Source organism: Streptomyces phyllanthi, from assembly GCF_009377205.1.
GTDB classification, from domain to species: Bacteria; Actinomycetota; Actinomycetes; order Streptomycetales; family Streptomycetaceae; genus Streptomyces; species Streptomyces phyllanthi.
On sequence record NZ_VJZE01000002.1, the window covers coordinates 73,145 to 98,068 of the forward strand.

Here is a 24,924-nt window from a genome sequence, read left to right on the forward strand (position 1 = left end):
AGTCACCCATGCCGCAAGACGCACACAAGGACCGGGACGGCACCACGCCGGCCGTGCTGACCGACGAGGAACTGCGTGCTCTGGACGCCCACTGGCGGGCCGCGAACTACCTCGCCGCGGGCCAGATCTACCTGATGGCCAACCCGCTGCTGACCGAGCCCCTGACCGCCGGGCACATCAAGCCGCGGCTGCTCGGTCACTGGGGTACGTCACCGGGGCTCAACCTCGTGTACACGCACCTCAACCGGGTGATCAAGGCCCGCGGTCTCAACGCGCTGGCCGTCTGGGGACCCGGCCACGGCGGGCCCTCCGTGCTCGCGAACTCCTGGCTGGAGGGCAGCTACACCGGGACGTACCCGGACGTCACCCGGGACACCGAGGGCATGGCCCGGCTCTTCCGGCAGTTCTCGTTCCCCGGCGGGGTGCCCAGCCATGTCGCACCGGAGGTTCCGGGCTCGATCCACGAGGGCGGGGAACTCGGCTACTCGCTCGCCCACGCGTACGGGGCCGCCCTCGACAACCCGGACCTGCTGGTCGCCTGTGTGATCGGCGACGGCGAGGCCGAGACCGGGCCGCTCGCCGGCTCCTGGCACGCGAACAAGTTCCTCGACCCGGTGCACGACGGCGCCGTCCTGCCCATCCTCCACCTCAACGGCTACAAGATCGCCAACCCGACCGTCCTCGCCCGGATCCCGGAGCCCGAGCTCGACGAGCTGCTGCGGGGGTACGGCCACGACCCGATCCACGTCACCGGCGACGATCCCGTCCAGATCCACCGCGCCCTGGCCGAGGCCTTCGACCGGGCGCTGGACCGCATCGCGGAGTTCCAGCGGACGGCGCGCGAGGAGCGCGTGACCGAGCGCCCGCGCTGGCCCGTCATCGTGCTGCGCACACCCAAGGGCTGGACGGGCCCGGCCGAGGTGGACGGGGAGCCGGTGGAGGGCACCTGGCGCTCCCACCAGGTGCCGCTGGCCGGAGTGCGCGAGAACCCGGAGCACCTGCGGCAGCTGGAGGCCTGGCTGCGCTCGTACCGCCCCGAGGAGCTCTTCGACGCCGAGGGCCGGCCGACCGCCGACGTCCTCGCCTGCGTCCCCCAGGGCGAGCGGCGGCTCGGCGCCACTCCGCACGCCAACGGCGGCCTGCTGACGCGCGAGCTGCCGCTGCCGTCCCTGGACCGCTTCGCCGTCCCCGTCGACAAGCCGGGCGCCGGCATGCACGAACCCACCCGGGTCCTCGGCGGCTACGTCGAGCAGGTGATGCGGGACACCGCGACCCGCCGCGACTTCCGCCTGGTCGGCCCCGACGAGACCGCCTCCAACCGGCTGGGCGCGGTCTTCGACGCCAGCGGCAAGGCCTGGCAGGCCCAGACGATCCAGGTCGACGAACACCTGGACCGGCACGGCCGGGTCATGGAGGTCCTCTCCGAGCACCTCTGCCAGGGCTGGCTGGAGGGTTATCTGCTGACCGGGCGGCACGGGCTGTTCTCCTGTTACGAGGCGTTCGTGCACATCGTCGACTCCATGGTCAACCAGCACGTCAAGTGGCTGAAGACCTCACGGGAGCTGGCCTGGCGCGCCCCGGTCCCCTCGCTGAACTACCTGCTCACCTCGCACGTGTGGCGCCAGGACCACAACGGCTTCTCCCACCAGGACCCCGGTTTCGTCGACCACGTCCTCAACAAGAGCCCCGAGGCCGTGCGCGTCTATCTGCCGCCGGACGCCAACACGCTGCTGTCGGTGACGGACCACGTCCTGCGCACCCGCGACTACGTGAACGTGGTCGTGGCGGGCAAGCAGCCCTGCTTCGACTGGCTGTCCCTGGACCAGGCCCGCGCCCACTGCGCCCGCGGCGCCGGGATCTGGGAGTGGGCGGGCTCCGCCGACGGCGACCGTGAGCCGGACGTGGTGCTGGCGTGCGCGGGCGACGTGCCGACCCAGGAGGTGCTGGCCGCGTCCGGCCTGCTGCGGCGCCATCTGCCGGAGCTGGCCGTACGCGTGGTGAACGTCGTCGACATGGCGCGGCTCATGCCCCAGGGCGACCATCCGCACGGGATGCCCGACTCCGAGTACGACGGTCTGTTCACCACCGACAAACCGGTGATCTTCGCCTACCACGGTTACCCCTGGCTGATCCACCGCCTCGCCTACCGCCGCACCGGGCACAAGAACCTGCATGTTCGTGGCTACCGGGAGATGGGCACCACGACGACGCCGTTCGACATGGTCGTCCGTAACGACCTCGACCGGTATCGCCTCGTCATGGACGTGATCGACCGTGTGCCCGGGCTGGGGGTGCGTGCCGCCGCGGTACGTCAGCGCATGGCCGATGTCCGTAGCCGTCATGATGCCTGGATCCGTGAGCACGGTACGGACCTGCCGGAGGTGGCGGAGTGGACGTGGACGGGCTGAGCCCGGAACGTCTCGGGCGCCGTGGAGGGTTTTCGCCCCCGCCGCCCCTACCCGTCCCATCCACGTCCCATCCCCAGGGGCGCTGCCCCTTCGACCCCGCCAAGGGGGCTGCGCCCCCTTGCACCCCAGTCCTTTTCGGGGCTTCGCCCCGGACCCGGTCTTCCCCTTCCGCCTGTTGCGTGCTGTGCGGCTGGCACGGGCGAGACGTTGTCCTGTGCAACGGCATTCATGGCGTCACCTCGATCTCTGATCAAACGGTGACGGGATTTCCGACGGGGCGACCGCCGCCGAGCTCGGCCACACCCTGGCGGTCACCTCACGCAGTCTGCCGCCCAGCGGTCGCTCCAGGACGTGCCGGACTTGCCGGAGTCCCACGCTTCGCCGCCCGGATCTGCTCGCCCCTATGGTCCGCAGTTCGCCAAAGCGCGGCGCAACGCCACTGTCTGGAAAGGCGCCGAGTGCCGTGGCCCGGCTCGGGTCCCGTGCGCAGGGGGCGCTCGCATTCCGTCGGTCGTCAGCGGTTGGTCCGTGCGTCAGGGCACGGAACGCTCGCCGTCACCGTGCCGACGACGTGCGGAAGCAGCGGACACGTGTTGTGTCGTGTGTTCACGGTGTCGAGCATTTCGTCCCGGCGCTTCCGCCTGCAGGATCAAATGGCGACTTCGCCTCTTGTTGCTGCCGCCGCCTTACGAGGCACCGGAGCCGCCCGCCTCGTGCCAGAGGCCCTGCACCCTGAACCACACTCCCGGACTGAACATGGACTCCACTGCCGCAGGCAGTCCGACCGGCACCCGGATGACCCTCAGAGCTCCACTGGAGTGCAGGTCGTATGCGTAACTGAGTTCGTTCACCTCGCGGTACGCACGGCGGTGGGAACCGGACATGTGCCCAGCGGGCGCGATCGCGGGTTTCGCGCATATGGTCGGGATATGTCCGTCTTCATTAAGCTCGTAGAGGTTGGTGATCCCAACGGCTACACCAACCGCACCATCTGGGACGTCGCCTACGAAGATGTGGCCGCCGCTTTCCTGACGACGCCCCCCCACGAGCCGTTGCCGGTGCCACGGTGTCTCCTGACGCCCGATCACCCTGTTGGCTGACATCCGCCCGCCGCGGGCTCCCCTAGGCCGTCTCGTTTGGATCATGAGATCGATGGATTGGGTGTGCCGTTGCCTGACGTCCAGCGGGTGCGGATCGATCGCGTCCCTTCGAGTGGGACAGCCGCTCACGGCCCCGCAGTCACGGTGGCGCAGCGCGAACGTCCAGGTACTGGCCCCGCCGGGCAGGTCAGCCTGCCGTCGCGGCCCTGCAGCGCCGGCATCCCGGCAGGCAGGACGCGCCGAGGGCGACGACATCGCCCTCCCCGGCGGACTCGAACATCAACGTGGCGCGCGTCGACAGTTCGAACACCTCACCCAACTGCTCCGGTGCCGTCTCGCGACAGGCCGAATTCCTGACCCATGCGCCGTGCATTGCTGGCCTTCCGAGAACCGCCCGCCCGTCCGTGGTGTCTCAGCCCGCTGGGTCGATTCCGACCGCGCGATTTGGTCACCGTGCACCGATGCCGATCGCATACCCGGCGCGCAGCATGGCATTCGTCGACCGCCGAGTAACTCACGCCGATGCCGGCGCCGGTGAGCTCGTCCCGGCCCGCGACCGCGGACGGGTCGACCTGACCATCAACGGCAGCAACTGGGTCAGGGCCGCCGTCGGGAGCCTGGGCGCTTCGTCCTGCTGAACACCGCATGGTTCCCCGCGGACGTCGGCTGGCGGGTGGCCTTCGGCAACGGCGGCTTCCTCGGACTGGGGATCATGCTGGTCCGCCGCAACGCTCCGGAAGCCCTCGTTGGCTGTTCATCCATGGGCGGGAGAAGGAAGCCGAGAAGATCGTGGACCGCATCGAGTCGGAGGTGCTAGCCCGGGAAGGCATCGAACTGCCGCCGACCAGCGGGTACCTCACCGGACGGCAGCGGGCGTCGATCCCGTTCCGGGAGATCGCTCGGGTGGCGGCACAGCGCTATCCGCGCCGGACGCTGCTGGGCCTGACCCTCTTCGTCGGGCAGGCGTTCCTGTACAACGCCGTGAGCTACGACCTGGGCACGATACTCAGCGGCTACTTCGGGGTGGCCTCTGGCGCGGTGCCGCGGTCCATGCTGCTCTTCGCGATCAGCAACTCCTCGGTCCGCTGCTGCTCGGGCAATTGCTCCGGTGCCTATACCCCGCCGGCCCTGGCCGGCCGCTGACGGGAGGGATGTGGAAGATGTCCGACGGTACGGCCACCAGGCCCGCGGCGTTCGTCTTCGACTTGGACGGGACACTCGTCGACAGCGTCTACCAGCACGTCATCGCCTGGCAGCGGGCGTTGAGCGAGATGGGCATTGGCCTGGCGATCTGGCGGATCCACCGGAGGATCGGGATGAGCGGTGGCCTGCTCGTGCAGGCCATGATGCGCGAGGCCGGCGTACGGCTGACGCCGAAGGAGGCCGATGAACTGCAGAACGCCCATCACCGCCACTTCGAAGGCTGGATGGACGCCATCCGGCCGCTGCCCGGAGCCGCCGAGCTTCTCCGGACGCTGACGGACTGCGGCGTCCCCTGGACGATCGCCACCAGCGCCCGCCGGGACGACGCCGCACCCATGTTCGCCAGACTCGCTGTGCCGCCTGACGTGCCGACGGTCACCCGCGAGGAGGTCGGCCGCGCCAAACCCGACCCCGATCTGTTCCTGGCGGGCGCGGCGCGGCTCGGAATCCCCGCCCGCGACTGTGTCGTCGTCGGGGACAGTGTGTGGGATCTGCTGGCTGCGCGGCGGGCGGAGGCACTCGGAGTAGGGCTGCTGTCCGGAGGATACGGGCAGGACGAACTGGAGCGGGCCCAGGCGATCCGGGTGTACGCCGACCCCCTCGACCTGCTGGGGCACATCGACGAACTCGGTGTCCGGGACGCGCACGGCGCCTGAGCGCGACGTACCCGTCCCCGGGCGGTCCGGCCGGCACCCGGCGGCCGGGGGAATCCCGTGCCCGACACCCGAATCCAGGACGGTTCCCCGTATCCGCACCGGGGATACCGCGTATCCACCATCAATGCGCACCGCATCGGTGCGCACTGCACGGCGGTGGTGTGGACCGACTGCCGCGCGGCACGCACCAGGTGCCCACGGTGGCGCGGTACTGCTGCGCACCGGCCTGATGATGCACCGCGAGAGCCCGCTCCAGGTACGCGGGAGGACGTTGTCGGCGAACCGGATGATGGTGTTGACCGATGCCCCGGATTGCGCTGCGGACCGTGTCCACTCCTCAGCCGCTTGAAGCACAGCCCCTCCTCCACGCCGGCCGCCGTCCATGCCAAGCCAATCCGGCGTCAACGTGAACGGCGCCGCCAGGCCGCGGTCTGCGAACGACGCCTCCAGCGCCGCCCGACGCCGCGCGTACGGCCAGCCGGTCAGGTCGTCGCCTCAGTCGACCAGGTCGAAGGCCACGAAGTGCGCCGGCCACTCCCACGGTGCCTGGGGGAGTCGTCCCAGCAGTCGACCGGCTCGTAGGTCAGCCCAGCACTTCTTCGATCGGGGCGTCGGCATCCACGTAGCGCACGAGCTTGCGGTTCGCGAATTCCACGATGCCCACGTCGCCGAGTTCGCGCCCGTAGCCAGAGCGCTTGATGCCGCCGAAGGGCAGCTCCGGTCGGGACGCGGTCGGATGATTGATCCATACCATGCCCGCCTCCAGCCGGTCCGCGACTCCGCGAGCACGTTCCGGGTCGGCGGCGAAGACCGCGCCTCCCAGACCGTAGGGGGAGGTGTTGGCCAGTGCCACGGCCTCGTCCTCGTCGGCGACCCGGTAGACCGTGGCGACGGGGCCGAAGAGCTCTTCCCGGTAGGCCCGCATGTCCGGTGTGACGTCGGTGAGAAGAGTCGGCTCGACGAAGGCACCCGGCAGGTCGGGCCGCCCGCCGCCCAGCACCACCGTGGCTCCCTTGTCCACCGCGTCACGAACCTGCTCCACCAGGAGTTCGGCCGCGGCCTCGGAGGACAGCGGGCCGAGCGTGGTGGCGGGGTCAACCGGATCTCCCGGTTGCACCTCGCTCATCCGGTCACGCAGCCCGGTGACGAAGGCGTCGTAGACCTCGGCCAGGGCGATGAAGCGCTTGGCCGCCACGCAACACTGCCCCATGTTGCCCATCCGGCCGAGGAACGCGGCGTACACGGTGCGCTCGAGGTTGTGACCGTCCAGCACGACGAAGGGATCACTGCCACCCAGCTCGAGGACGGACTTTTTGACATTGCGGCCAGCGATCTCGCCCAAGCTCACGCCCGCCCGCTCGCTTCCGGTCAGCGACGCTCCCTGCACTCGAGAGTCATCGATGATCTTGCCGACGTCTCTGCCCCGCACGAAAAGATTGGTGTAGACCCCGCTCGGCACACCCGCATCCGTGAACAGCTGCTCGAGTGCCAGTGCAGACTGGGGGCAGCTACTCGCGTGCTTGAGCAGGATCGTATTGCCGAGGACGAGGTTCGGCCCCGCGAATCGGGCGACCTGATACAGCGGGAAGTTCCAGGGCATCACACCGAGAAGGACGCCGAGCGGCTCGTTCACCAGCACGGCCGTGCCCTCGGGCACCGACAGGGGTCGCAGGGGTCGTTCTTCCAGCAGCTCGGGGCCGTGCTCGCCGTAGTAGGTCAGGATGTCGGACGCGAGGTCGACCTCTGCACGGCTCGAGTCGATCAGCTTGCCGACCTCAAGGGTCAGGAGGTGCGCCAGTTCCTCCTTGCGCTCCCTCATGAGCCGGCCGGCGCGTTGCACGAGGGCCCCCCGGTCGGCCGTCGACCGGGCACGCCAGTTCGGAAAGCTACAGTGCGCCGCGTCTATCGCGCGCCCTACGTCCTCCGTGCTCAGCGCCGGGAACTCGCGAACCCTTTCACCGGTGTACGGGTTGACCGTGGCGATGGAGCTTCCCTGAGCAGTGACATGGACGTCCATGACGCCTCCCTGCAGTCGGGGCCCCTCGGGTTTCCACGCCCGGACCCGCTCACACGTACTGGTTCGTCCATGCCACGGCAAACTGTGGCACCCGGGTCCTCTGTGGTTCACATCGAATGCGCAGAGTCGCCGCCCGAGTTCAGCCACGTCTGCGCTCTCGGCGGCCTGGCCTCAGGGCCCTAGTCGCGGGAGCCGCCGCCGAGTGGCTTCCCACACCCCTGATCACCGCCCAGGCGATCTTCACGCTCGCCATGGCAGTGCCTGGCGCTGGTGCTGTGCACCCGGAGACCGTGGACCTCGAGTTGCCCGCGGCCCAACCGCCCAGCAGGTTCGTCCTGCGCCCCGGCGGCCGGCGGGCGTTCGGCGCGCTGGGCGCCTTCGCCATCGCCTTCGCGATCCTCGGCCTGATCTCCTCCCTCGGGGCGAGCGTGCTCCACGGCACCCCGCACACCGACTCGCACCTCGTGGTCGGCCTGGCGGCCTTCCTCATGTTCGGTTCCGCGGCGGCCGCCCAGCTGCTGCTGGGCAGCCTCCCACTGCCCCGGCTCCTGACCGTGGGGGCAGTGGTCTTTCCGGTCGGGCTGGTCCTGTGCGCCGTCGCCCTCTGTCGTCAACTCGCGGCTACCCTCGGGCTGGAGCTGGTCCCGGCGAAGGTGGAAGGGGTGCGGTCGAAAGCCAAGCGGCTGGCCGCGCGGGGCTGGCTGGCGGAGGAACGGCCGGGGCTGTTCAGCGTGCCCGTCGGGCGAGGCGGCGGCTCATGACCGTGCTCATCGCCCACGTGATCACTGCCTCCGAGGTGTCGGTGCGTGTCTCGTAGTCGCGGGCCAGCCGGCGTGAGTGCATTAGCCACGCGAACGTGCACTCCACCAGCCACCTCTTCGGCAGCACGGTGAAACCGCTGGTGTCGTCGCTGCGTCTGACCACGGTCAGCGCGATCCGCCAGGCGTCGCGGGCGAGGTCGACCAGGCGCCCGGTGTAGCCACCGTCGGCCCACACCCGCGTGATGCGCCAGTGCCGTTCCCGCAGCCGGTCCAGGAGTGCCTGTCCCGCGTCCCGGTCGGTGACCGAGGCCGCGGTCACCATCACGGCCAGCAGCAGTCCGAGGGTGTCCACCACGATGTGCCGCTTGCGGCCGTTGACCTTCTTCCCGCCGTCGAAGCCCCTTGTCACGGCTGGCACCGATGCGGCTGCCTTCACCGACTGCGCGTCGATGACGGCTGCGGTCGGCTCCGGGTCCCGGCCCGCGGCCTGGCGGACCCGGTCGCGCAGCCGGTCGTGGAACTCGGCGGTCAGGCCCTTGTCCCGCCAGCGCCGGAGTGAAGTAGGCCGCCGACGAGGTGCCCGTGGCCCGGGTCCTTTTCCGCAGGCACAGCGGAGAGCCCGCGGGCGTCTCCTGGGCGAGAAGCGCGGCGAGCCCGGCTGGAATGCCGGGGCGAAAGCGCCGGTAATAGGAGGAGGTTCCGGCAAAGGCGTTCACGCACCCCACCCGCCCCACATACGCGCGCCACGCTCCCGGCGCAGGTTCTCCAGCATGGTGTGGGCCTCGTCGACGAGCCCGATGTCGTGGTGCTGGATCCCCCAGGACAGCGAGTCGAGCGCGTCGAAAGCCCCGAAGGCCCGGCATGCCACCAGCTCGTCCTCGGTGAGCCGACGGCCGTACCCGTGGTGGAAGGCGGCATCGAGGTCGGGGCGCTGCAGCAGGACCCGGTAACGCAGGCGGCTGAAGTCCCGGCGGGCAGCGGGCTGGAGTTCGGCCCGCTCGAAGTCAATGACCCGAAGCCGCTGCTCGGCCTCGTCCCACATCCAGTTCTTGGGCATGTAGTCGCCGTGTGCCGCTACCTGCGGCAGACGCGGCGGAGCCTCCTTGACCAGCGCCCGCACCATCGCGATGTCCTGTTCGAGCACGTAAGGCGCGTCATCCTCCAGCAGCTTTGCAACGGTCGCGTCCCAAGTCTCCTCGGCGATCTCCGCGGCCGGCTCGTCCACTGCCGCGGTGTGAAGCCGGGCCAGGAGTTCACCGGCCTGCTCGTACGCTTTGCGCTCCTGCTCGACCGGCAGCCGCAACGTGTCCAGGCTCCGGCCGGGCACCGCGGTGACCAAGACGGTGCGCGTCTCCGTGTCGGCAGCGATCAGTTCGGGCGCGCGCCCGGCGCCCAGGCAGACCGTCCACTTCCGGTACGCGTCCACCTCACGCCCGTGCAGCTTCGGGCCCGCGTGCTGCTTGGCGAACCACCGTGCGCCGTGCAGCCCGTCGATCTCCCACAGGGATGGTCTGATGTTGCCGGGCCGGGGGTGTTCGGCGAGCACGATGTATGTGTCGGTCACCGATCCCACCAGCTGGTGGAGTGCACTGGGCATATCGGTCACGTCTGGTGCGCCCTTCCGTTGACCAAGCCACCCAGTCGAATCACACATGGTGATGCACTGGGTGCTCTGAGCATTCACGTGCGGGTGGGGAGTGTGCCAGAGGGCACTGAGAGCGCGGCCTGAGCTGGTCATACGCGGGCCGGGGCGCGGAGGACCGTGCCGGAGACCATCTCGACGAGGGACTCGTCGAGGACCTCGTACGTCCAGCCGAGCGTCACCAGGTGCGGGTCGTTGTGCGCCTGGACCCGCTGTCGAAGTGCCCTCATCCGCTGCCGGGCTTCGTCCCGGCTGATGCGGGCACGGTTCGCGTAGACCTCGGAGGTCGCGCCGGCGGCGATCATCTGCCACGTTTCGGTCTCGACTTCCGAGAAGGACCCCGGGAAGGCGGCGTTCTTGGGGCGTTCGAGCTGCCCGGTGACGTAGCAGGCGTGGACGACAGCGGCCCGACCCCTGACCCCGAGCTTCTGACCGCAGTGCTTCATCTGCACGTTGATCGTTCCGGCGGTGATCGTCAGGTCGGATGCGATCGCATCGGTGCTCTTGCCTTCCGCGACCTGCTGCGCGATCCGAACCTGCGCGGGGGTGAGATCGAGGGGTGTCGCGGGTGGGCGCGCCGATCGTGCACTCACGGGAGCCTTGGATCCTTTCCTTCTCGATGGGCGTCGTCATCAGGCGCGGGCCAGCCACCGCTGCCGCTCGGCATCGGTGACCTGGCGCTGATGGTGGTCGAGTTCCAACTGGGCGAGACGGGCGTAGTGCTCGACCACCTCGGCGCCGAACGCGTTCTGGGCCAGAGCGCTGCTGTAGAAGGCGGCCAGGGCCTCGGCGAGGGTGAGCGGCACGAGGGTGCCGCTGCTGCGGTAGGCATTACCGGTCTCTGCGGGGCCGAGGGGGAGCCGCTGCTCGATGCCGTGGTCGATGGCCGCCAGAACCGCAGCTAGGGCCAGGTACGGGTTGGCGTCCGCTCCCGGTACGCGGATCTCCAGATGGAGTCCTTCACCGCGGCCGACAACGCGGACGGCGCACGTGCGGTTGTCGCGGCCCCAACTGAGGGTGGTCGGTGCGAAGGAGCCGGGCGTGAACCGCTTGTAGGAGTTGACGTTTGGTGCGTAGAACGGGCCGAGTTCCGGCAGGCCGTCGAGCAGCCCCGCGATCGCGAGCCGCCCGGTCGGCGACAGCTCGTGGTCGTTGTCGGGGGCGTGCAGTTGGCTGATGACCTGCGACCACAGGGACACATGCAGGTGCAGACCGTTGGCCCGGCCGGTCTCAGGGGCGGCCATGAAGGTGGGTGCGAGTCTGGCGCGTGAGCCCAGAGTGCGTACCGCGTGCTTGAAGAGCAGGTGCTGGTCGCAGGCGGCGAGCGCTGGCCCGTAGGGGAAGGTCACCTCGACCTGGCCGGGGCCGGCTTCGGTCTTGATCGCCTCGATGGGCATGCAGGCGCCGGCGAGCGCACGCTGCAGGCGGCGGAAGAACCGATCGGAGACCGGATCGTGGTTAAGGGCGTAGTCCAGGTTTTCCGTCGTCACCGGCCGCAGCCCCTGATAGCCGGTCTGCTCCGCGTCCGCATACGTGCCCTGGTAGAGGACGAACTCGGTCTCGATGCCCACCTGGGCGTGCAGGCCATGCCGGGCCAGCCGGGTCAGCTGCTGGTGGAGGATCTGGCGGGGAGCGATCTCGATGGGCGTGCCACATTCATGCACGGCGTGGCCGAGCACCACGGCGGTACGCGGCATCCACGGCACTACGCGCACGGTCGCCAGGTCCGGCCGCACCGTCAGGTCCTGATAGCCGGTCTCCCAGGAGGTCAACTCGAAGCCGTCCGTCGGGCTCATCTCGATGTCGGTTGCCAGGATGTAGGCGCACATCTCCGTACCGCTGTGGGCGACGCGCTTGAGGAAGTGACCCGCGTCGTACCGCTTCCCTTTCAACCGCCCCTGCAGGTCCGGCACGGCGAGCAGCACTGTGTCGATCGTGCCTCCCTTGACCAGGTTGCGCAGGTCGGCCAGGGGGGTCGCCTTCTGTGAGCGCCCGCCCGAGGCGGGGGCCGGCGCGGCATTGCGTGCCAGGGCGCCGTTGTCCGTCGTGGTCCCGGTCATCACACGACCTCGTCTTCGTACGCAGCAACAGGGCGGTCGCGGCTCGGGGCCGGGACGTCGTACGAGCTTTCCCGCTTGTGCCACCACCCCCAGGCGAGCAGGAGCACTACGAGCAGAGCGACCGGCGCGTAGTTGAACGTCTCGACCGAGATGAGGGCGCCGCCCTCCGGGCGGGTCTGCGGCAGGCAGAACAGGACGGTCACGAACCCCACCCAGATGACCGCGATCGTGCCCACGGTCACGCCCCAGCGACCCAGGTTCCACGGACCAGGCCGAAACCGGTGCCGGTTCTTGACCCGCAGGAAGATCGGGATGGCGTACGCGGGCGTGATACCGATGACGTTGATGCTGGTGATCGCCGCGTACGCCACCGGGCTGTGGAGGCTCGGCAGGGCCAGCACCGCGGCGCACACCACGGACAGCACCACGGCCTTGCGCGGAGTCCCCGTACGGTGGTCCAACTGGCGCCACAGGCGTGAGCCCGGCATCGCCGGGTCACGCGAGAACGCGAACACCATCCGGCTGGCGGTGGCGGTCTCGGCGTTGCCGCAGAACAACTGGGCCACGATCACGACCAAGAGCAGCGCCTTCGCCCCTGCTATGCCCAGGGCATCGAGGAAGATCTGCACCGGCGGCGCCCCCGTCGCCGTGCCCACTGTGCCCGCGTAGTCCTGGATCGCGAAGGTGAGCCCGGCCAGCAGCACGAACCCGGCCAGCCACGACCAGCCGATCGCGTGGATGATCCCGCGGGACGCGGACACCTGCGCGTCCGTGGTCTCCTCCGACAGGTGGGCGGAGGCGTCGTAGCCGCAGAAGGTGTACTGGGCCAGCAGCAGGCCGAGCACCGCCACGTACACGGGGCTGGACCAGCCGGTGTTGTTGACGAACTCTCCGAACACGAAGTCGGCCGACTGGTGATGGGACGGCACGATCGCCAGCGCGCCGACGATCAGTGTGACGCTGCCCAGGTGCCACCAGACGCTGATGCTGTTGAGGATGCTGACGAGCCGGACCCCGAACAGGTTCAGGACGAGGTGCAGGGCGAGGATGCACAGGAAGATCACCATGATCTTGCTGGGCGTCGGCTCGAAGCCCCACTGCAGGTTGAGAAAGGCGCCGGTGAACAGGGCGGCCCCGTAGTCGATGCCGGCGATCGCCCCAAGCAACCCGAGCAGGTTGAGCCAGCCGGTGTACCAGCCCCACTTCCGGCCGCCGAGCTGCTCCGCCTGGTAGAACAGGGCCCCTGCAGTCGGATAGGCGGAGGTCACTTCAGCCAACCCGGCGCCGATGAACATCACCATGGCGCCCACGACGATCCAGCCCCACAGCATCACGGACGGGCCGCCCGTGTTCAAACCGAAGCCGTACAGGGTCATGCAGCCAGACAAGACGCTGATGACAGAGAAGCTGATCGCGAAGTTCCCGAACGGCCCCATCCGTCGGATCAGTACCGGCTCGTAGCCGAGCTCCCTCAAATACACATCGTCGGGCTTCCTGGGTCTGGCGCGATGATTGGAACCCAAGTGGGGCATAGGACAACCTCCGAGTTATTAGGAGAAACAGACTGGACGTGCTCATGCCAATGCGGTTGCGGGGTTGGGCAGCCGAACTCGCTCACGGGTGCGGGCCGTCGCGCGACCCGTGGGAGCGGGCGTAGGAGAAGGACTCAGCACGCGCTCGAAGCAGCAGTGCCTCGCCAGGGTCTGGTCCTGCGGCCCCCTCGTGCACCGAAACCCACGGCTCGCGGGCCGCGTAGGGCCCCATCGCTGCGAACACCTCAGCGGCTTCTAGATACTGATAGCCCGCCCACAATGCGTAGGCGAGACAGTTCAGATCAGCGACCGAACACTGCCCGACGGGCGTCTTGCGGAACCAGCCGTGGAAGGCATCCAACGTGTAGTCCCGCGTGGAGGCATGCGCCCACTGCTGCCGCCACAACGGATCGATATGCGATCGTCGGCGCTGCTCGATCTGCGCGTACGCCGGCAGGAGCAACAAGGGCGACCCCATTGGCCGCTGCGACGCCACCCACCTTCCCAAGTCGAAGACAGCCGCCAAGGACGCGGCCCGCGGTCCGTCAAGAGCAAGCAGGAATTGCAGCACGCGGTGGTAGGCCTCGCGGTTGTACGGATCGCGCTGGTTGACCTCGTACAGCAGCCCCCAGGGACCGCTCGGCAGCATCCGCTCGGCGGGCTCCATGCGGTGCTCAGGACGCACCTGCCGGGTGTCGGTCTGCGCCAACGTCACGAGGCACACCCATGGCACGGGATCCTGCGGGGCGCGACGGGCCGCCAGTAACGCCTCACGCCGCGCCCGGGTCTCGAACTCCCAGGCGTACGGATGCCCTTGGCGGTGTGCGCGTAGCGCGCGCTCTACGGCGACGCGGGCGCTCATCAACTGCGCGTCGTAGTTCCCGGGCTCTTCGTCGAGCCACACGCTGACCACGTCCGAACGAGCTGCTGCCACGGCCAGCACCTGAGTGCGCGATGTACGCAATGCCCAATGCGTTCCCGTATCCAGGAGCAGCTTCCCGGCTGTTCGCCAGCGGCCTGTGTCTAGCTCTTCCAAGGCCACGCGGAGGTCGTCGTCGTGACCCGCCGGGTGATACACAAGCCTCATCACGGACCCTCGAATCGAGAACGACGGCGCCCGATGGGCTGAAGACCGCTGGTCACATGCGGAACACGAGTAACGCGATGTGAGGTGCGTTTCTGGATGCGCGTGGATGTCATCAAAGGGCCTCAGAAGGATTGGGGGGAGTGAACCACAGAAGATCGGGCGCGCCCCTTCGGTCAAACGAAGCAACCGTCCGGCTCTGGGTAGACCGCCCTAAAAGCGGATCTGGCCGATCATTTCCGCAATATTGGCGACGAAGCGGTTGACGCTCGGGGCAATCGACGTACTTGCCAGGAAGAAGCCGAAGAGAGTGCATACGATGGCGTGCCCCGCATTCAGTCCGCTCTTCTTGACGAAGATGAAGACGAGAATGCCCAGGAGTACGACGGCGGAAATGCTAATGGCCACCGCGCACCACCCGCTGACGACGAGGCACTACTGCCGAGGGAGGCGGCTGAGGCGAACCGCTGGGTGACAGGAGCAGGCTGCAGGTCGGCCTTGTTCGTCTGGGGGGCGACAACGTGGACTCCGGGAGAGGGAATCAGCGGCAGGTTCGTGATCCCGTGGCGCGACGAGCGGCAGGTGGACCGAATGATCACGCTCTCGGTCGGTTCATCACTACGCCGTGCTGCGGGAGTCCCAACACTGGCGGCAAAACGTCCCGTGCACACATTCCGAGGGTGATATCACTTGTGTGATTCCCGCTCCGCCAGAAGTAATTGAGGTTGCGCACGCTCACTCACGGGGAGGCATGACGTGCATCAGCAGCCGCTGCGACGCTGCGGCCGGTGCGGCGGCCAGCTGAGCAGCTACAACACGGGCACCCTGTGCTTCGCATGCGCTCGCTCCCACAGCCTGGATCACCTCACCCTAACCGTGCCGGAACACGTTTGGTCCGACCCAGACGTCCGCGACGCTCTCGCCACCTGGGACTTTGGCCAGGCCAGCCGCCTGATTCGGCTGCGGGGCTCACTTCGGCAGGGTGACATGGCTCAACTCACCGGCCTGAGCCAGGCGTTCCTGTCCATGCTGGAGGCCGGAAGCCGTCGCCTCACGAACATCGACAAGATCGTCGAGTTCCTGACAGGACTGGACGTGCCTGCGGAGCTCGCCCCGCTTCCCCTCCCCCGAAGCACGGTCGACGCACCAGAACCACCCCGGGACCAGTTCGCTGGTGACACTGATCCGACCCTGCCCTGGACGACGGCCCGTATGGTGGCAGCACTGGAGACTGCGGTAGGAGGTAGCGCGATGGATCGCCGACGATTCCTCACCGCGAGCGGCATCGCCTTCACCGCCTTCGTCAACGCGTGGGACACCGCGGAAGCTGAACCTCTCCTCCGCGCCGCGGCGGGAAGCCGCCTCTCCGACGAACTACTCGATGGCCTTCAGCGCACCACGGACAGTCTTCGGACCATGGACGCGAGCGACGGCAGCGGCACCCTCACGAGCCTCGGCAACCGACATCTCCAGTTCCTCAAACACCTCATGGACGAAACGTCGTACGACGAGGCAACGGGTCGACGGCTGGCAGCGATCATCGCCGACACCGCAACGCAAACGGGTTGGTTCGTCTTCGACTCGGGCGACCGCGACCGACCGCTCGGCTACCTGTACGCCGCACTGCGCGCTGCCAAGGCCGCACAAGATGTCAGGCTCGGCGCCGGCGCCTTGTCCTACCTCGCCATCCACGCGTATTCCACCGGAGCCCCGCACCGTGCCGTCACCGCGGCGCAACGGGCCCGCGGCAGGATCAAGAAACTCGGCACGCCGGCGCTCGAAGCCATGCTGCTGACCCGACAAGCCCGCGGTCACGCGAAACTCGGCGAACGTCAAGCGTCGCTCACCGCCCTCGGGAAAGCCGCTGAACTCTGCGCTCAGGGGCGCTCCGAGCACGATCCGGACTGGCTGTACTGGATCAATGAAGGGGAGATCCACGGACAGGCCGGCAGTTGCTACCTAGATCTCGGCGACCCTCACAGCGCCATCGCCAGCTTCGCCAAGGCGCGGGAAGCACTCAACCCGAGTGACCACCGAACCCGGGGCCTGTTCCTCTCGCGCGCCGCAATTGCCCACTTCGAGCAAGGCGACCTCGAGGCCGGCAGCGCCACAGCGCATGAAGCCCTGGACCTCGCCGATCAACTCCAGTCGGCCCGCCTGAGCGACCACATCGACGTCATGCTCCGCCAGCTCCAGCCGGTGATCCACAGCCCGTACGCTCAAGACGTACTGGAACGAGCCGCCGGCATGACGGGGACAGGGAGCCGAATTTGACTGGGACCGAGCGGATTCTCGTGCTGTGGGACATCGACCGCACGCTGCTGTACGTCGGCGACATCGACCGACAGGTCTACCGCGAAACCTTCGCCGAGATCATCGGGCGCCCCGCAGAACGTCTGCCAGCACGGGGAACCGGCGTCACCATGCCTCTCGCGATCCGGTCACTGCTTCTGGACAACGGCGTCCCGGAATCCGATGTACCCCACGTGGTGCCACGCATGGTGGACCTCCTTCCACACCGTCTCGCTGCACATTCAACGGACCTGCGCGAGCAGGGCATCCTCATGCCGGGCGCCATCGCAGCCCTGAAAGCGGTCCACGCGCAGCTGGACTTCGTGCCCACCGTCGTCACGGGGAACCTCAAATCCAACGCGCTTCTGAAGCTCGAGGCCTTCAACCTCCACGGATTCCTCGACACAGAGATCGGCGGATACTCCTCGGACGACGACCACCGCCCCGCCCTCGTCGCCGTCGCACAGCGGCGAGCCCAGGCCAAGTACGGGACAGCCTTCACCCGCTCCAACACCGTCATCATCGGAGACTCTCTCGAAGACGTCCGCACGGGACTTGAGGGAGGCGCTCCCGTGATCGGGGTTCCCTCCGGGAAGATCTCAGCCGACGAACTGGCATCGGCCGGAGCCGACGTCGTCCTCGAGAGCCTCGAAGGCGTACCGCGGCTCCTTGACGCGATTACGGCAGTCACGCTGGAACGCGCCTGAGGTAACCCACAGCCCCTCTGAGCTGTCCGTATCACTCCCGTGATACGGACAGCTCAGTGCCCGCACGTACGCTGGCGCGCGCAGACGAGGAACGGGGGTGCGATGCGAAAGCATGCTCGCGCTTGTGCCGACTGCGGGTGCCGATTGAGCCAGTACAACCTGGAAGACCGGTGCGCCGCGTGCGCACGCGGCAAACGGCTCGACGCCCACCCTGGACCGCACGTCCCAGACGAGGTCTGGCTGGACCTCGACCTCCAAGCTGCCATCGCCGCCTGGGACTTCGGTCGCGCGAGCCGCCTCATTCGCGACAAGGCAGGCCTCCGGCAGGACGACATGGCGTTCATGACCGGGTTGAGCCAGGGCTTTCTGTCGATGCTCGAAGCCGGGAACCGCCGTTTAACGAACATCGACAAGGCCGCACAGTTCTTGCAGGGCGTCGGAGCACCGGATGCTCTGCTAGGGCCGCCGTTTCGCGAGCATTCAGCATCCTTCACACCTGCCCACGCGCCGCAACTCGGGCGCGACCGTGACGACGTCCGGCCAGAGACAGGCAACACCACGAACTTGAACGAGCTGGCAGCGCAGGCCGCTGCGCGGTCGCTGCAATTCACAGACGAGATCACGAAGACCAACGTGAGCGATGTCGAACTCGAGCGACTTGAGTCCGCGCTCACCCACATCGCGGTCGACTACGTACACGCTCCACTGCACCAGGTCTTCACCGACCTCGTCTCAACCCGAGACCGCCTCCTCTCCCTGCTGAGCGGACACCAACCGCTGAGCCAGACCCGCGAACTACTCCTCCTCGCCGGTACGAGCTGCCTCCTGCTCGCCCATGCTTCACAGAACCTCGGGGACGAAGACGCCGCGGTCGCACAGCTCCAGGCAGCTTGGACATTCGCCGAGCAGGCCGACAACAACGACCTACGGGCCTGGGTGAAGGGCAGTGCCGCCCTGATCGCCGAGTGGTCGACTCACCGGCAAACGGCTCTCGACTACACACGACAGGCCATCCGGCTCTCGCCCAGTGGTGAGACTCGGATCCGGATAGCCGCGATTGAAGCGAGAGCAGCAGCGCGAATCGGAGATCGAAGTGCAGCCATGGCTGCACTCGAGGAGCTCCAGCGTGCCCGTGAGCAGGAGGCGGCCCCGGACGCCCTCACCAGGTTCGGCGGACTTCTCACCTTCCCTGAGGCCAAGCAGGAGTACTACATGGGCGGCACCTTCGCCCTGCTCGGCGAACATCAGCGGGCCGAACAGCATGCCACCGCAGCAATCGAGTTGTACGAGAGCGGGCCAAAGGTTCAACGGTCATACGGTGACGAGGCTCTAGCCCGGCTCGACATCGTGACAGCGCGTATCACTGCCGGGGAGATCGAAGGCGCCGGCGAGCAGCTCCAGCCCCTCCTGGAGCTTCCGGCGAACCAGCGCATTCGACAGCTGGGCGACGCCATGGAGGGAGTAGCTAGGCTTCTGGAAGAGCCGCGGCTCGCCCGTAGCCGGGTCGCCCGCGAGCTGGCGGACGCAACCCGCGGCTATAAGGCGATCGACACCCAAGCGAAGGCCCTTACTCCATGACATCGACGGTCTCACCTGAGTCGGCCGCCCGCTTCGCCTGCCGGGCGTCAGGACTGTCAGACCGCTCCCTCACTCAGCTCCACCAGCACGCCACCTCCGTCTTCCTGCTGGCTGATGAAGGCGTCGTCGTCCGCGTCAGTCCCGCCTCCCAACAGCAGCGGCTGAAGACCGCTGTGGCCCTGACCCGCTGGCTCGTCGCGAACGACTTCCCTGCGACAGAACCCGTGAGCGTTCCGCAACCGGTGACATACGAGCCCTACGTCGCAACCTTCTGGCGGCACTACCCGCAGCCCCAAGACGGCGCACCGCCCACAGGGCGTCTGGGCACGCTGCTCCGCGCCCTCCACGCCCTGCCGCTGCCCCCGATACCGCTCCCCCAGTACCGACCGCTCGCCTCACTCAAGAACACCGTGGAATCCAGCACCTATCTGGAGCCGGACCAGCGCGCCTGGCTCACGGTACGAAGAGAAGAACTACTGGACGCGTACGGATGCCTTGACTTCCCACTGGGCCATGGACACATCCATGGAGACGCATACCCAGGGAACACGCTTTGGGCCCACCAGGACGTCCGACTCGGTGACTGGGACGAAGCGGCTCTTGGCCCTCGCGAGATCGATCTGGCCAATACCTTCCAAGGGGTCCGTTTCGGTCGCACCCCCGGAGAACTTGACGAATTCAGCCAGCAGTACGGATACGACATCAGGCGGTGGTCTGGACTCCGCGTCCTGTGCGAAATCCGGGATCTGCACACCCTCGGCTCCTACATTCGACGTGCAGATCGCGGAGACATCGCTGCCGCGCAACAGCTTGCCCATCGCATCGAGACGCTCAGAAGCCGCGATGGCCAAGCCCGGTGGGTCGCTGCCTGACATATTCGACGCCATACATGCGACCGCTGCTCACAGGTCACCTCATTTGGATGGATGAACGGCAGATCACTGCTCTTCGACGGGAGCCAAAGCTATGAGGAGTGCGCGTCTGAGAGGCTCGACTGCTGCGTCGTCCGCAACAGCGAGGCATAGGTCTGTCTCCATGCCCAAAACGGTGGAGGCTTGGCTTGTAAGCCGCATTCGCAGCAGGTTTCCGTCTATAGACCAGTCCTCGACGCCGGCTTCGGTGACGTCGTGGTTGGCGTTGGCAAGCTCGTAGTCCTCCAGTTCGGCATCGAAGGCTCCGTCGTCGGGCAGAGCACGCATGACATGCAGCAAAAAGCCGTGCTCTCCCGGGCCCTCCGCAATCGTTACGGTCAGGACTGAGTCCACCTCTTCGACGTGCGTGTAGTGAATGTCGAACACTCAGTGCCTCCTGCCGATCGATGTTGATGAGCGGGGACATGCTGCCACGACGTATCGCCCTTGGCATGCAAGGCGGCCGAAGTAGATTGCTACCCATACGCAGCGGGTCGCGGCCAGACGCGGACCGCCTCCACCAGGGCGTCCTGCACGGCGTCCTCGGCCGCCGCGAAGTCGGCTCCGCGGCGGACGAGGACGGTGAGCACGCTCGGCGTGAGGCTCCGATCAGAACCTCGTTCACCTCAATGGCACTCCGTGATGCTAGGCGTCGCGGTCAGGAACGGGCGCACCTCGAGCCACTCGTGGATCGGCTTCCCGCCGGCCCCGGGGGCGGCCGACAGTTCCCCGGCCAGCTCGACGGCACGCTCGTAGCTGTCGACGTCGAGCACCATCCAGCCGGCGATGAGGTCCTTGGTCTCGGCGAACGGACCGTCGGTGACCGGCGGACGGCCCTCACCCTCGTAGCGAACCCACTTCCCCTCGGGGGCGAGCGCCTGACCGTCGACGAACTCGCCGGTCCTCTCCAGCCGGGCCGCGAAGTCGTTCATGTACTCCACGTGCGCCGAGATCTCCTCCGGCGTCCACCGGTCCATCGGCACGTCGTTCACCGCAGCCGGGGCGCCCCGGTAGTGCTTGAGCAGCAAGTACTTGGCCATCATTCTTCTCCTCGGTGCTGTACGACCCATGCCGGTCGCGTTCACCCCGGGGACGGAGCCAGCCACGGGTTCTCGACATCGCCGTCCGGAATTTTTTTGGGGCTCTCGTAGATGAGCCCAGGTGGGCCGTCTCCCGGTGTCCGGGTCCACGACGTGGCGCGAGGGCTGAACCATCCAAGATCAACAGCGGCCAAGCAACTGTCCATCGGTTGCGGTGTCATCAAGCACGGCGGTCGTCGTCGCACCTGCTCCCTGCTGCTGCAAATGGTTGTTACGTGGGAATGGGGCAGATATCACTGCCGTGATATGCGAATTCGAAGTAGACGTGCTATGAGCCCGAGCGCTAGATCGCCGGTGGCTCGCAGCACCTTCCAAATCCCGAAAAATTCGCCCCTTGAATCCATATCACACGGGTGATATCACTCGTGGAATTCCCCCCATCCACATTGTGCGGAAAGCTACTCGTCGCAGAGCCTTATACGGCTCTGCGCCCAGCAGTATCGCTCGTCGTCAGAACAGAGCAATCGAAGGGAGAGAGCATGCCGACTCCTCGTCGCGCCAAGAACGATCACCTGCTCTACGCCGACGTCGTCGACTCCAAGCAGAAGGCCGGCGTCTGGATGGGCGAGCGTGACGCCTACCAGGCGAAGCAGACCGAGATCCTGGAAGCGGTGAAGGACCAGGCGGACTGGGTCCCGATCGAGAACGCGATCATGGTGGTCAGCACCGAACCCGCTGGCATCACGATCATCGCCCCGAACCCGACCCTTCCCGGCGTGATCGTCCTCGCCGACGGCGGCTCGCCGGAGGCCTCAGCCCAGCTGCAGGCCGCCGGCGAGGAGCTCGTCCGCAAGGTCATGGCCGAGCGCGGCATCCTCGAAGAGGAAGCGGCCTAGCGCTGTGACCTCCTCACAGCTTCTGTGGGGGAAGTACATCCAGTACGTCCGGGACGGCGAGGGCGCCCTCCTCGACCCGGTCACGCTGGACAGCGTGTACCTCGACCGCGGGGAGGTCACTGATCTCTCCGCGGTTCCCCCGACCGCGACCCACAAAGCTCTCGCCGAGCTCGGCTTCACGCCCGACAGCCCCCGCGCCGATCAGCGTGAAGCACTCCGTAACCGGCTCCACCGACTCAGCCTGGACCCCGTCCCCCTACGGATCAGCGGCCTGCGCGTCGTCCTCACCGACCGCTGCAACATGAAGTGCAGCTACTGCTTCGTCGAGACCAACACCGGCAAGCCGGACATGACCGAGCAGGAAATCGCCGAAGGTCTGACCTACCTCTTCGAGACCAACGCCGGCCGCAATGAGGTAGCCATCCAGTGGTTCGGCGGCGAACCGACAACCCGGTTCGATCTGATGCAACACGGGGACACCCTCGCGGACGCCCTCGCCGAGCAGTACGACGTCAAACGGGTCCGCCGAACAGTCGTCACCAACGGGGCCCGCATCACCGACGCCATGATCGACCACTTCGCCCGCTACGAGTACGGCGTCGGGATCTCCATCGACGGACCACCCGCCGTCAACGCCGAAAACCGGCGACTGCTGGGAGGTCAACCAGCCGACGACCGCATCCGGCGCAATGTCCGCAGGCTCCTCGACGCAGACGGCATCCACGTGGGCTGCAACCTCACCCCCACATCCGCGAACATCGGCCGCCTGGCCGAAACCGTCACCTGGATCATCGACCATCTCGGGCTGAAGTTCATTTACGCCAACACCCCGATCCCCACCAGCGGACGCTGGACGGTCAAGGGAAGGGAGCTGGCTCAGGAGCTGTACCAGGCGCGCCTCGTCGCCCTTGGGCGCGGTGGAATGATGTTCTCCGTCCTCGATCGGGCATTCCAGGCCCTCGACCGGCGCCGTCCTATGCTCTTCGACCACATGCAGAGCGACCGGACCCTGAACGTCGCCCTGCTGCCAGGCAGCCGAGTCAGTCTCTGCGACATCAATTTCACCGCATCCGACTTCCTGTACACCCTCGACGAGCTGCGAGCGGATCCGAACCTGCTGGGAGGCATCGCCAAGGACGTCGCCCCCATCCCCGAATGTGGCCAGTGCCCGGCCCTGGCAATCTGCGGGGGGCCCTCACGCAACGAACAACTCCTCGTCGGTGGAGACCGGCCTGACCCTCAGATGTGCGACTTCTACACGAGCACCGTGGAGATCGCCGTATGGGACAGCACGGGGGTCCAGTGAACACTGCCATCCATCCTGAGAGTCCGCTCGCGCCAGCCAGGCAGCTGTTCCGCTCCGCCCTCATCAGTACAGCCGGCCACTGCAAGATCGCCTGCGGATTCTGCTTCCGAGCCGACCGGGCCCACGGCTTCCTCGACATCTCCACGTACACCCGGACTCTGTCCCGGCTGAAGGAGATCGGCGCCGAAGCGATCTGCCTGACCGGCGGAGAACCCACGCACCACCCCGAACTCCGCCAGCTCGTCCGGCTCGCCCACCAGTTCGGGATTCCCGTGTCGATCGTCACCTCAGCCCGAGACCCTGATGACGTCGACCGCCTGGCCGACGTCGGACGCCTCCTGGCGAACGTCACCGTCTCCGCTGACTCGGCCGGTGCCATGGAACTCGGGCGCACCACCCGGTCCGTTGCATCAGCGGTCGTGACCCTTGAGCGAATCCCCACCCCAGAGAAAGTTCTCCACCTCACGTACTGGAAACTCACAGCCGACGAGTGCCAGGACGTCTACGAGCGCGTCGACGCGTCTGGGGTGCAGATTCAGCTCAGTCCGGTGGCGCTCGACGATACGACTCGACAACGCGTCGGCTGCACCTTCTACGAGTACCTTGCCCAGCATAGGGAGGACGCTGCTCTTCTCAGCCGCTACTTCCAGTTCACGTCCCGGTTCCAAAAGCACCTCACCACCCTCCGAGGCATGCACCTGTACCCCGAGCGGCGGTCATCCTGCGTCTCCGCGGCCCTGTACGTGTCCGCGAACGGCGAGATCCGCCGCTGCCCCTACGGCAAGTCAGGGGTGAGTGTCCACGCGCCACGCGCAGAGATCAGTCGCTTCCTCCACGCCGGCCCCCGGGACCGGACTACCCCAGAGTGCGCCGCCATCTGCCGCGCCGACGACACCTGTGAGTAGGCGATGACGACCTCAGTCACCACACCGGAAGAGTTCATCGAACGGTGGTCGACTCCTCCCAACAAGCGCCTCAGCGACGTCCTCACCGCCGCCGACTTCACTTTCCCGCCGGCTCTTGACGTCCTCGACACCGTCCGGCAAGACGACGAAGTACGCTTCACCATCCTCGGAGACGAGGACTGGTCCGTACGCATGGACCGCACATCGGCTTTCCGCACAGCCCCGGTCGAAGAAGTGGCCACCTGGACCTTCCGCCTCGTCCACTTCAACCTCACCCGCTTCTACGACGGGCTCCTCAGCGGATTTCAAGAGAAGGTCATGATCCCCTGGCGAACCCAGCTGTCGAGTTGGGGATTCACCTGGCAACGATGCGCGCCGCTGCTGTTCATCTCGACAGGCGGCGCCTCATCGACGTACCACAACGACAACTCACATGGCCTCGTGTGGCAGGTTGAGGGCACCAAGACCTTCCACAGCTACTGGGATCCCGACCGACATCTCACGGCCCAGGCCGCTGTCGTGGGCGAGACCACCGCAGAGGAACCGCCCGAACACGATCCGGCCGACCGCCAGTCCGTACGGATGGGCCCCGGGGACCGGCTGTGGAGCCACGCCCTGACCCCGCACTGGGTGACCACAGAGTCCCCGCTCGCGATGAGCGTCACCCTCTCCCACGGCGGCCTGTGCCACCAGGGTCACTTCGCGGACCGTGAATTGGCCCTGCGCACCTACTGGGACCAGCACCCCGACGAGGCATGGAAGCTCGATCTGCGCCACGTTCGCTACTGACCGGGCCGGGGCCGCCGCAACCCTTTGAGGGGTGCGG

Annotated in this window: 24 protein-coding genes; 14 read left to right on the plus strand and 10 right to left on the minus strand. The window is 67.4% G+C overall.

Annotated elements, in window-relative coordinates:
- Nucleotides 1–8 precede the first annotated feature (8 nt).
- From FNH04_RS00835 to FNH04_RS00845, 5 genes are all read left to right on the plus strand, one after another.
- Complete coding sequence (locus tag FNH04_RS00835) at nt 9–2,408, plus strand: phosphoketolase family protein (RefSeq protein WP_152779235.1); 2,400 nt, start codon at nt 9–11, stop codon at nt 2,406–2,408.
- A 929-nt stretch (nt 2,409–3,337) separates the two neighbouring features.
- On the plus strand, nt 3,338–3,508 hold the full coding sequence (locus FNH04_RS46285; protein WP_194236494.1) for a hypothetical protein: 171 nt from the start codon (nt 3,338–3,340) through the stop codon (nt 3,506–3,508).
- 461 nt (nt 3,509–3,969) lie between these two features.
- The gene (locus FNH04_RS46290) at nt 3,970–4,146 is read left to right on the plus strand and encodes a hypothetical protein (protein ID WP_194236495.1); all 177 of its coding nucleotides are present in this window, start codon (nt 3,970–3,972) and stop codon (nt 4,144–4,146) included.
- Between the two features lie 151 nt (nt 4,147–4,297).
- A complete protein-coding gene (locus FNH04_RS00840) occupies nt 4,298–4,651 on the plus strand; it encodes a hypothetical protein (protein WP_152779238.1) in 354 nt (117 codons plus the stop codon).
- Nucleotides 4,652–4,668: 17 nt separating this feature from the next.
- On the plus strand, nt 4,669–5,367 hold the full coding sequence (locus tag FNH04_RS00845; RefSeq protein WP_152779240.1) for an HAD family hydrolase: 699 nt from the start codon (nt 4,669–4,671) through the stop codon (nt 5,365–5,367).
- Between the two features lie 583 nt (nt 5,368–5,950).
- Here the strand turns inward: FNH04_RS00845 and FNH04_RS00855 are convergent.
- Nucleotides 5,951–7,384, minus strand: coding sequence for an NAD-dependent succinate-semialdehyde dehydrogenase (locus FNH04_RS00855; RefSeq protein WP_152779242.1), 1,434 nt, complete (start codon nt 7,382–7,384; stop codon nt 5,951–5,953).
- A gap of 290 nt (nt 7,385–7,674) precedes the next feature.
- Between FNH04_RS00855 and FNH04_RS00860 the strand changes: the two genes are divergently transcribed.
- Nucleotides 7,675–8,145, plus strand: a complete 471-nt coding sequence (locus tag FNH04_RS00860; protein ID WP_322722242.1) for a hypothetical protein — start codon at nt 7,675–7,677, stop codon at nt 8,143–8,145.
- Here FNH04_RS00860 and FNH04_RS00865 read toward each other — a convergent pair.
- The 7 genes from FNH04_RS00865 to FNH04_RS00895 form a co-directional block, all read right to left on the minus strand.
- The gene (locus tag FNH04_RS00865) at nt 8,111–8,851 is read right to left on the minus strand and encodes an IS5 family transposase (RefSeq protein ID WP_152779245.1); all 741 of its coding nucleotides are present in this window, start codon (nt 8,849–8,851) and stop codon (nt 8,111–8,113) included. The two genes, FNH04_RS00860 and FNH04_RS00865, sit on opposite strands and share 35 nt — an antisense overlap.
- 6 nt (nt 8,852–8,857) lie before the next feature.
- Nucleotides 8,858–9,709: an aminoglycoside phosphotransferase family protein gene (locus tag FNH04_RS00870; protein ID WP_322722244.1), complete on the minus strand. Its 852-nt coding sequence runs from the start codon at nt 9,707–9,709 to the stop codon at nt 8,858–8,860.
- 170 nt (nt 9,710–9,879) lie between these two features.
- Nucleotides 9,880–10,380, minus strand: coding sequence for a helix-turn-helix domain-containing protein (locus FNH04_RS00875; RefSeq protein ID WP_152779249.1), 501 nt, complete (start codon nt 10,378–10,380; stop codon nt 9,880–9,882).
- Nucleotides 10,381–10,419: 39 nt separating this feature from the next.
- Nucleotides 10,420–11,847, minus strand: a complete 1,428-nt coding sequence (locus FNH04_RS00880) for a glutamine synthetase family protein (protein ID WP_228030937.1) — start codon at nt 11,845–11,847, stop codon at nt 10,420–10,422.
- Nucleotides 11,847–13,379 carry an amino acid permease gene (locus FNH04_RS00885; RefSeq protein ID WP_152779251.1) on the minus strand — a complete coding sequence of 511 codons (1,533 nt, stop codon included), beginning with the start codon at nt 13,377–13,379 and terminating at the stop codon, nt 11,847–11,849. The genes FNH04_RS00880 and FNH04_RS00885 overlap by 1 nt, the downstream gene beginning before the upstream one ends.
- A gap of 82 nt (nt 13,380–13,461) precedes the next feature.
- Nucleotides 13,462–14,313 (minus strand): hypothetical protein, encoded by an 852-nt coding sequence (locus FNH04_RS00890; protein ID WP_322722246.1) that lies wholly within the window; start codon nt 14,311–14,313, stop codon nt 13,462–13,464.
- A 363-nt stretch (nt 14,314–14,676) separates the two neighbouring features.
- Nucleotides 14,677–14,871 carry a hypothetical protein gene (locus tag FNH04_RS00895; RefSeq protein WP_152779255.1) on the minus strand — a complete coding sequence of 65 codons (195 nt, stop codon included), beginning with the start codon at nt 14,869–14,871 and terminating at the stop codon, nt 14,677–14,679.
- A 348-nt stretch (nt 14,872–15,219) separates the two neighbouring features.
- Between FNH04_RS00895 and FNH04_RS00900 the strand changes: the two genes are divergently transcribed.
- The 4 genes from FNH04_RS00900 (at nt 15,220) to FNH04_RS00915 (ending at nt 19,912) form a co-directional block, all read left to right on the plus strand.
- Nucleotides 15,220–16,737 carry a helix-turn-helix transcriptional regulator gene (locus tag FNH04_RS00900; protein ID WP_322722249.1) on the plus strand — a complete coding sequence of 506 codons (1,518 nt, stop codon included), beginning with the start codon at nt 15,220–15,222 and terminating at the stop codon, nt 16,735–16,737.
- Nucleotides 16,734–17,462 (plus strand): HAD family hydrolase, encoded by a 729-nt coding sequence (locus tag FNH04_RS00905; RefSeq protein WP_152779257.1) that lies wholly within the window; start codon nt 16,734–16,736, stop codon nt 17,460–17,462. Before FNH04_RS00900 ends, FNH04_RS00905 begins: the two co-directional genes overlap by 4 nt.
- A gap of 144 nt (nt 17,463–17,606) precedes the next feature.
- Entirely contained in the window at nt 17,607–19,040 is a 1,434-nt protein-coding gene (locus tag FNH04_RS00910; RefSeq protein ID WP_228030938.1) for a helix-turn-helix domain-containing protein, read from the plus strand.
- Nucleotides 19,037–19,912, plus strand: coding sequence for a phosphotransferase (locus FNH04_RS00915; RefSeq protein WP_152779261.1), 876 nt, complete (start codon nt 19,037–19,039; stop codon nt 19,910–19,912). Before FNH04_RS00910 ends, FNH04_RS00915 begins: the two co-directional genes overlap by 4 nt.
- A 66-nt stretch (nt 19,913–19,978) precedes the next feature.
- Here FNH04_RS00915 and FNH04_RS00920 read toward each other — a convergent pair whose 3' ends face one another.
- Nucleotides 19,979–20,338: a hypothetical protein gene (locus FNH04_RS00920; protein WP_152779263.1), complete on the minus strand. Its 360-nt coding sequence runs from the start codon at nt 20,336–20,338 to the stop codon at nt 19,979–19,981.
- A gap of 239 nt (nt 20,339–20,577) precedes the next feature.
- Entirely contained in the window at nt 20,578–20,991 is a 414-nt protein-coding gene (locus FNH04_RS00925; protein WP_152779265.1) for a YciI family protein, read from the minus strand.
- A gap of 539 nt (nt 20,992–21,530) precedes the next feature.
- On the opposite strand from FNH04_RS00925, the gene FNH04_RS00930 reads away from it, so the two are divergent.
- Genes FNH04_RS00930 through FNH04_RS00945 form a run of 4 tightly spaced genes read left to right on the plus strand, consistent with a single transcriptional unit; the run spans nt 21,531 to nt 24,887 of the window.
- A complete protein-coding gene (locus tag FNH04_RS00930; protein ID WP_152779268.1) occupies nt 21,531–21,887 on the plus strand; it encodes a hypothetical protein in 357 nt (118 codons plus the stop codon).
- Nucleotides 21,888–21,891: 4 nt separating this feature from the next.
- Nucleotides 21,892–23,193 (plus strand): radical SAM protein, encoded by a 1,302-nt coding sequence (locus FNH04_RS00935; RefSeq protein WP_322722255.1) that lies wholly within the window; start codon nt 21,892–21,894, stop codon nt 23,191–23,193.
- A complete protein-coding gene (locus FNH04_RS00940) occupies nt 23,190–24,098 on the plus strand; it encodes a radical SAM protein (RefSeq protein ID WP_322722256.1) in 909 nt (302 codons plus the stop codon). Before FNH04_RS00935 ends, FNH04_RS00940 begins: the two co-directional genes overlap by 4 nt.
- Nucleotides 24,099–24,101: 3 nt before the next feature.
- On the plus strand, nt 24,102–24,887 hold the full coding sequence (locus FNH04_RS00945; RefSeq protein ID WP_152779272.1) for a hypothetical protein: 786 nt from the start codon (nt 24,102–24,104) through the stop codon (nt 24,885–24,887).
- The last annotated feature ends 37 nt before the right edge of the window (nt 24,888–24,924 follow it).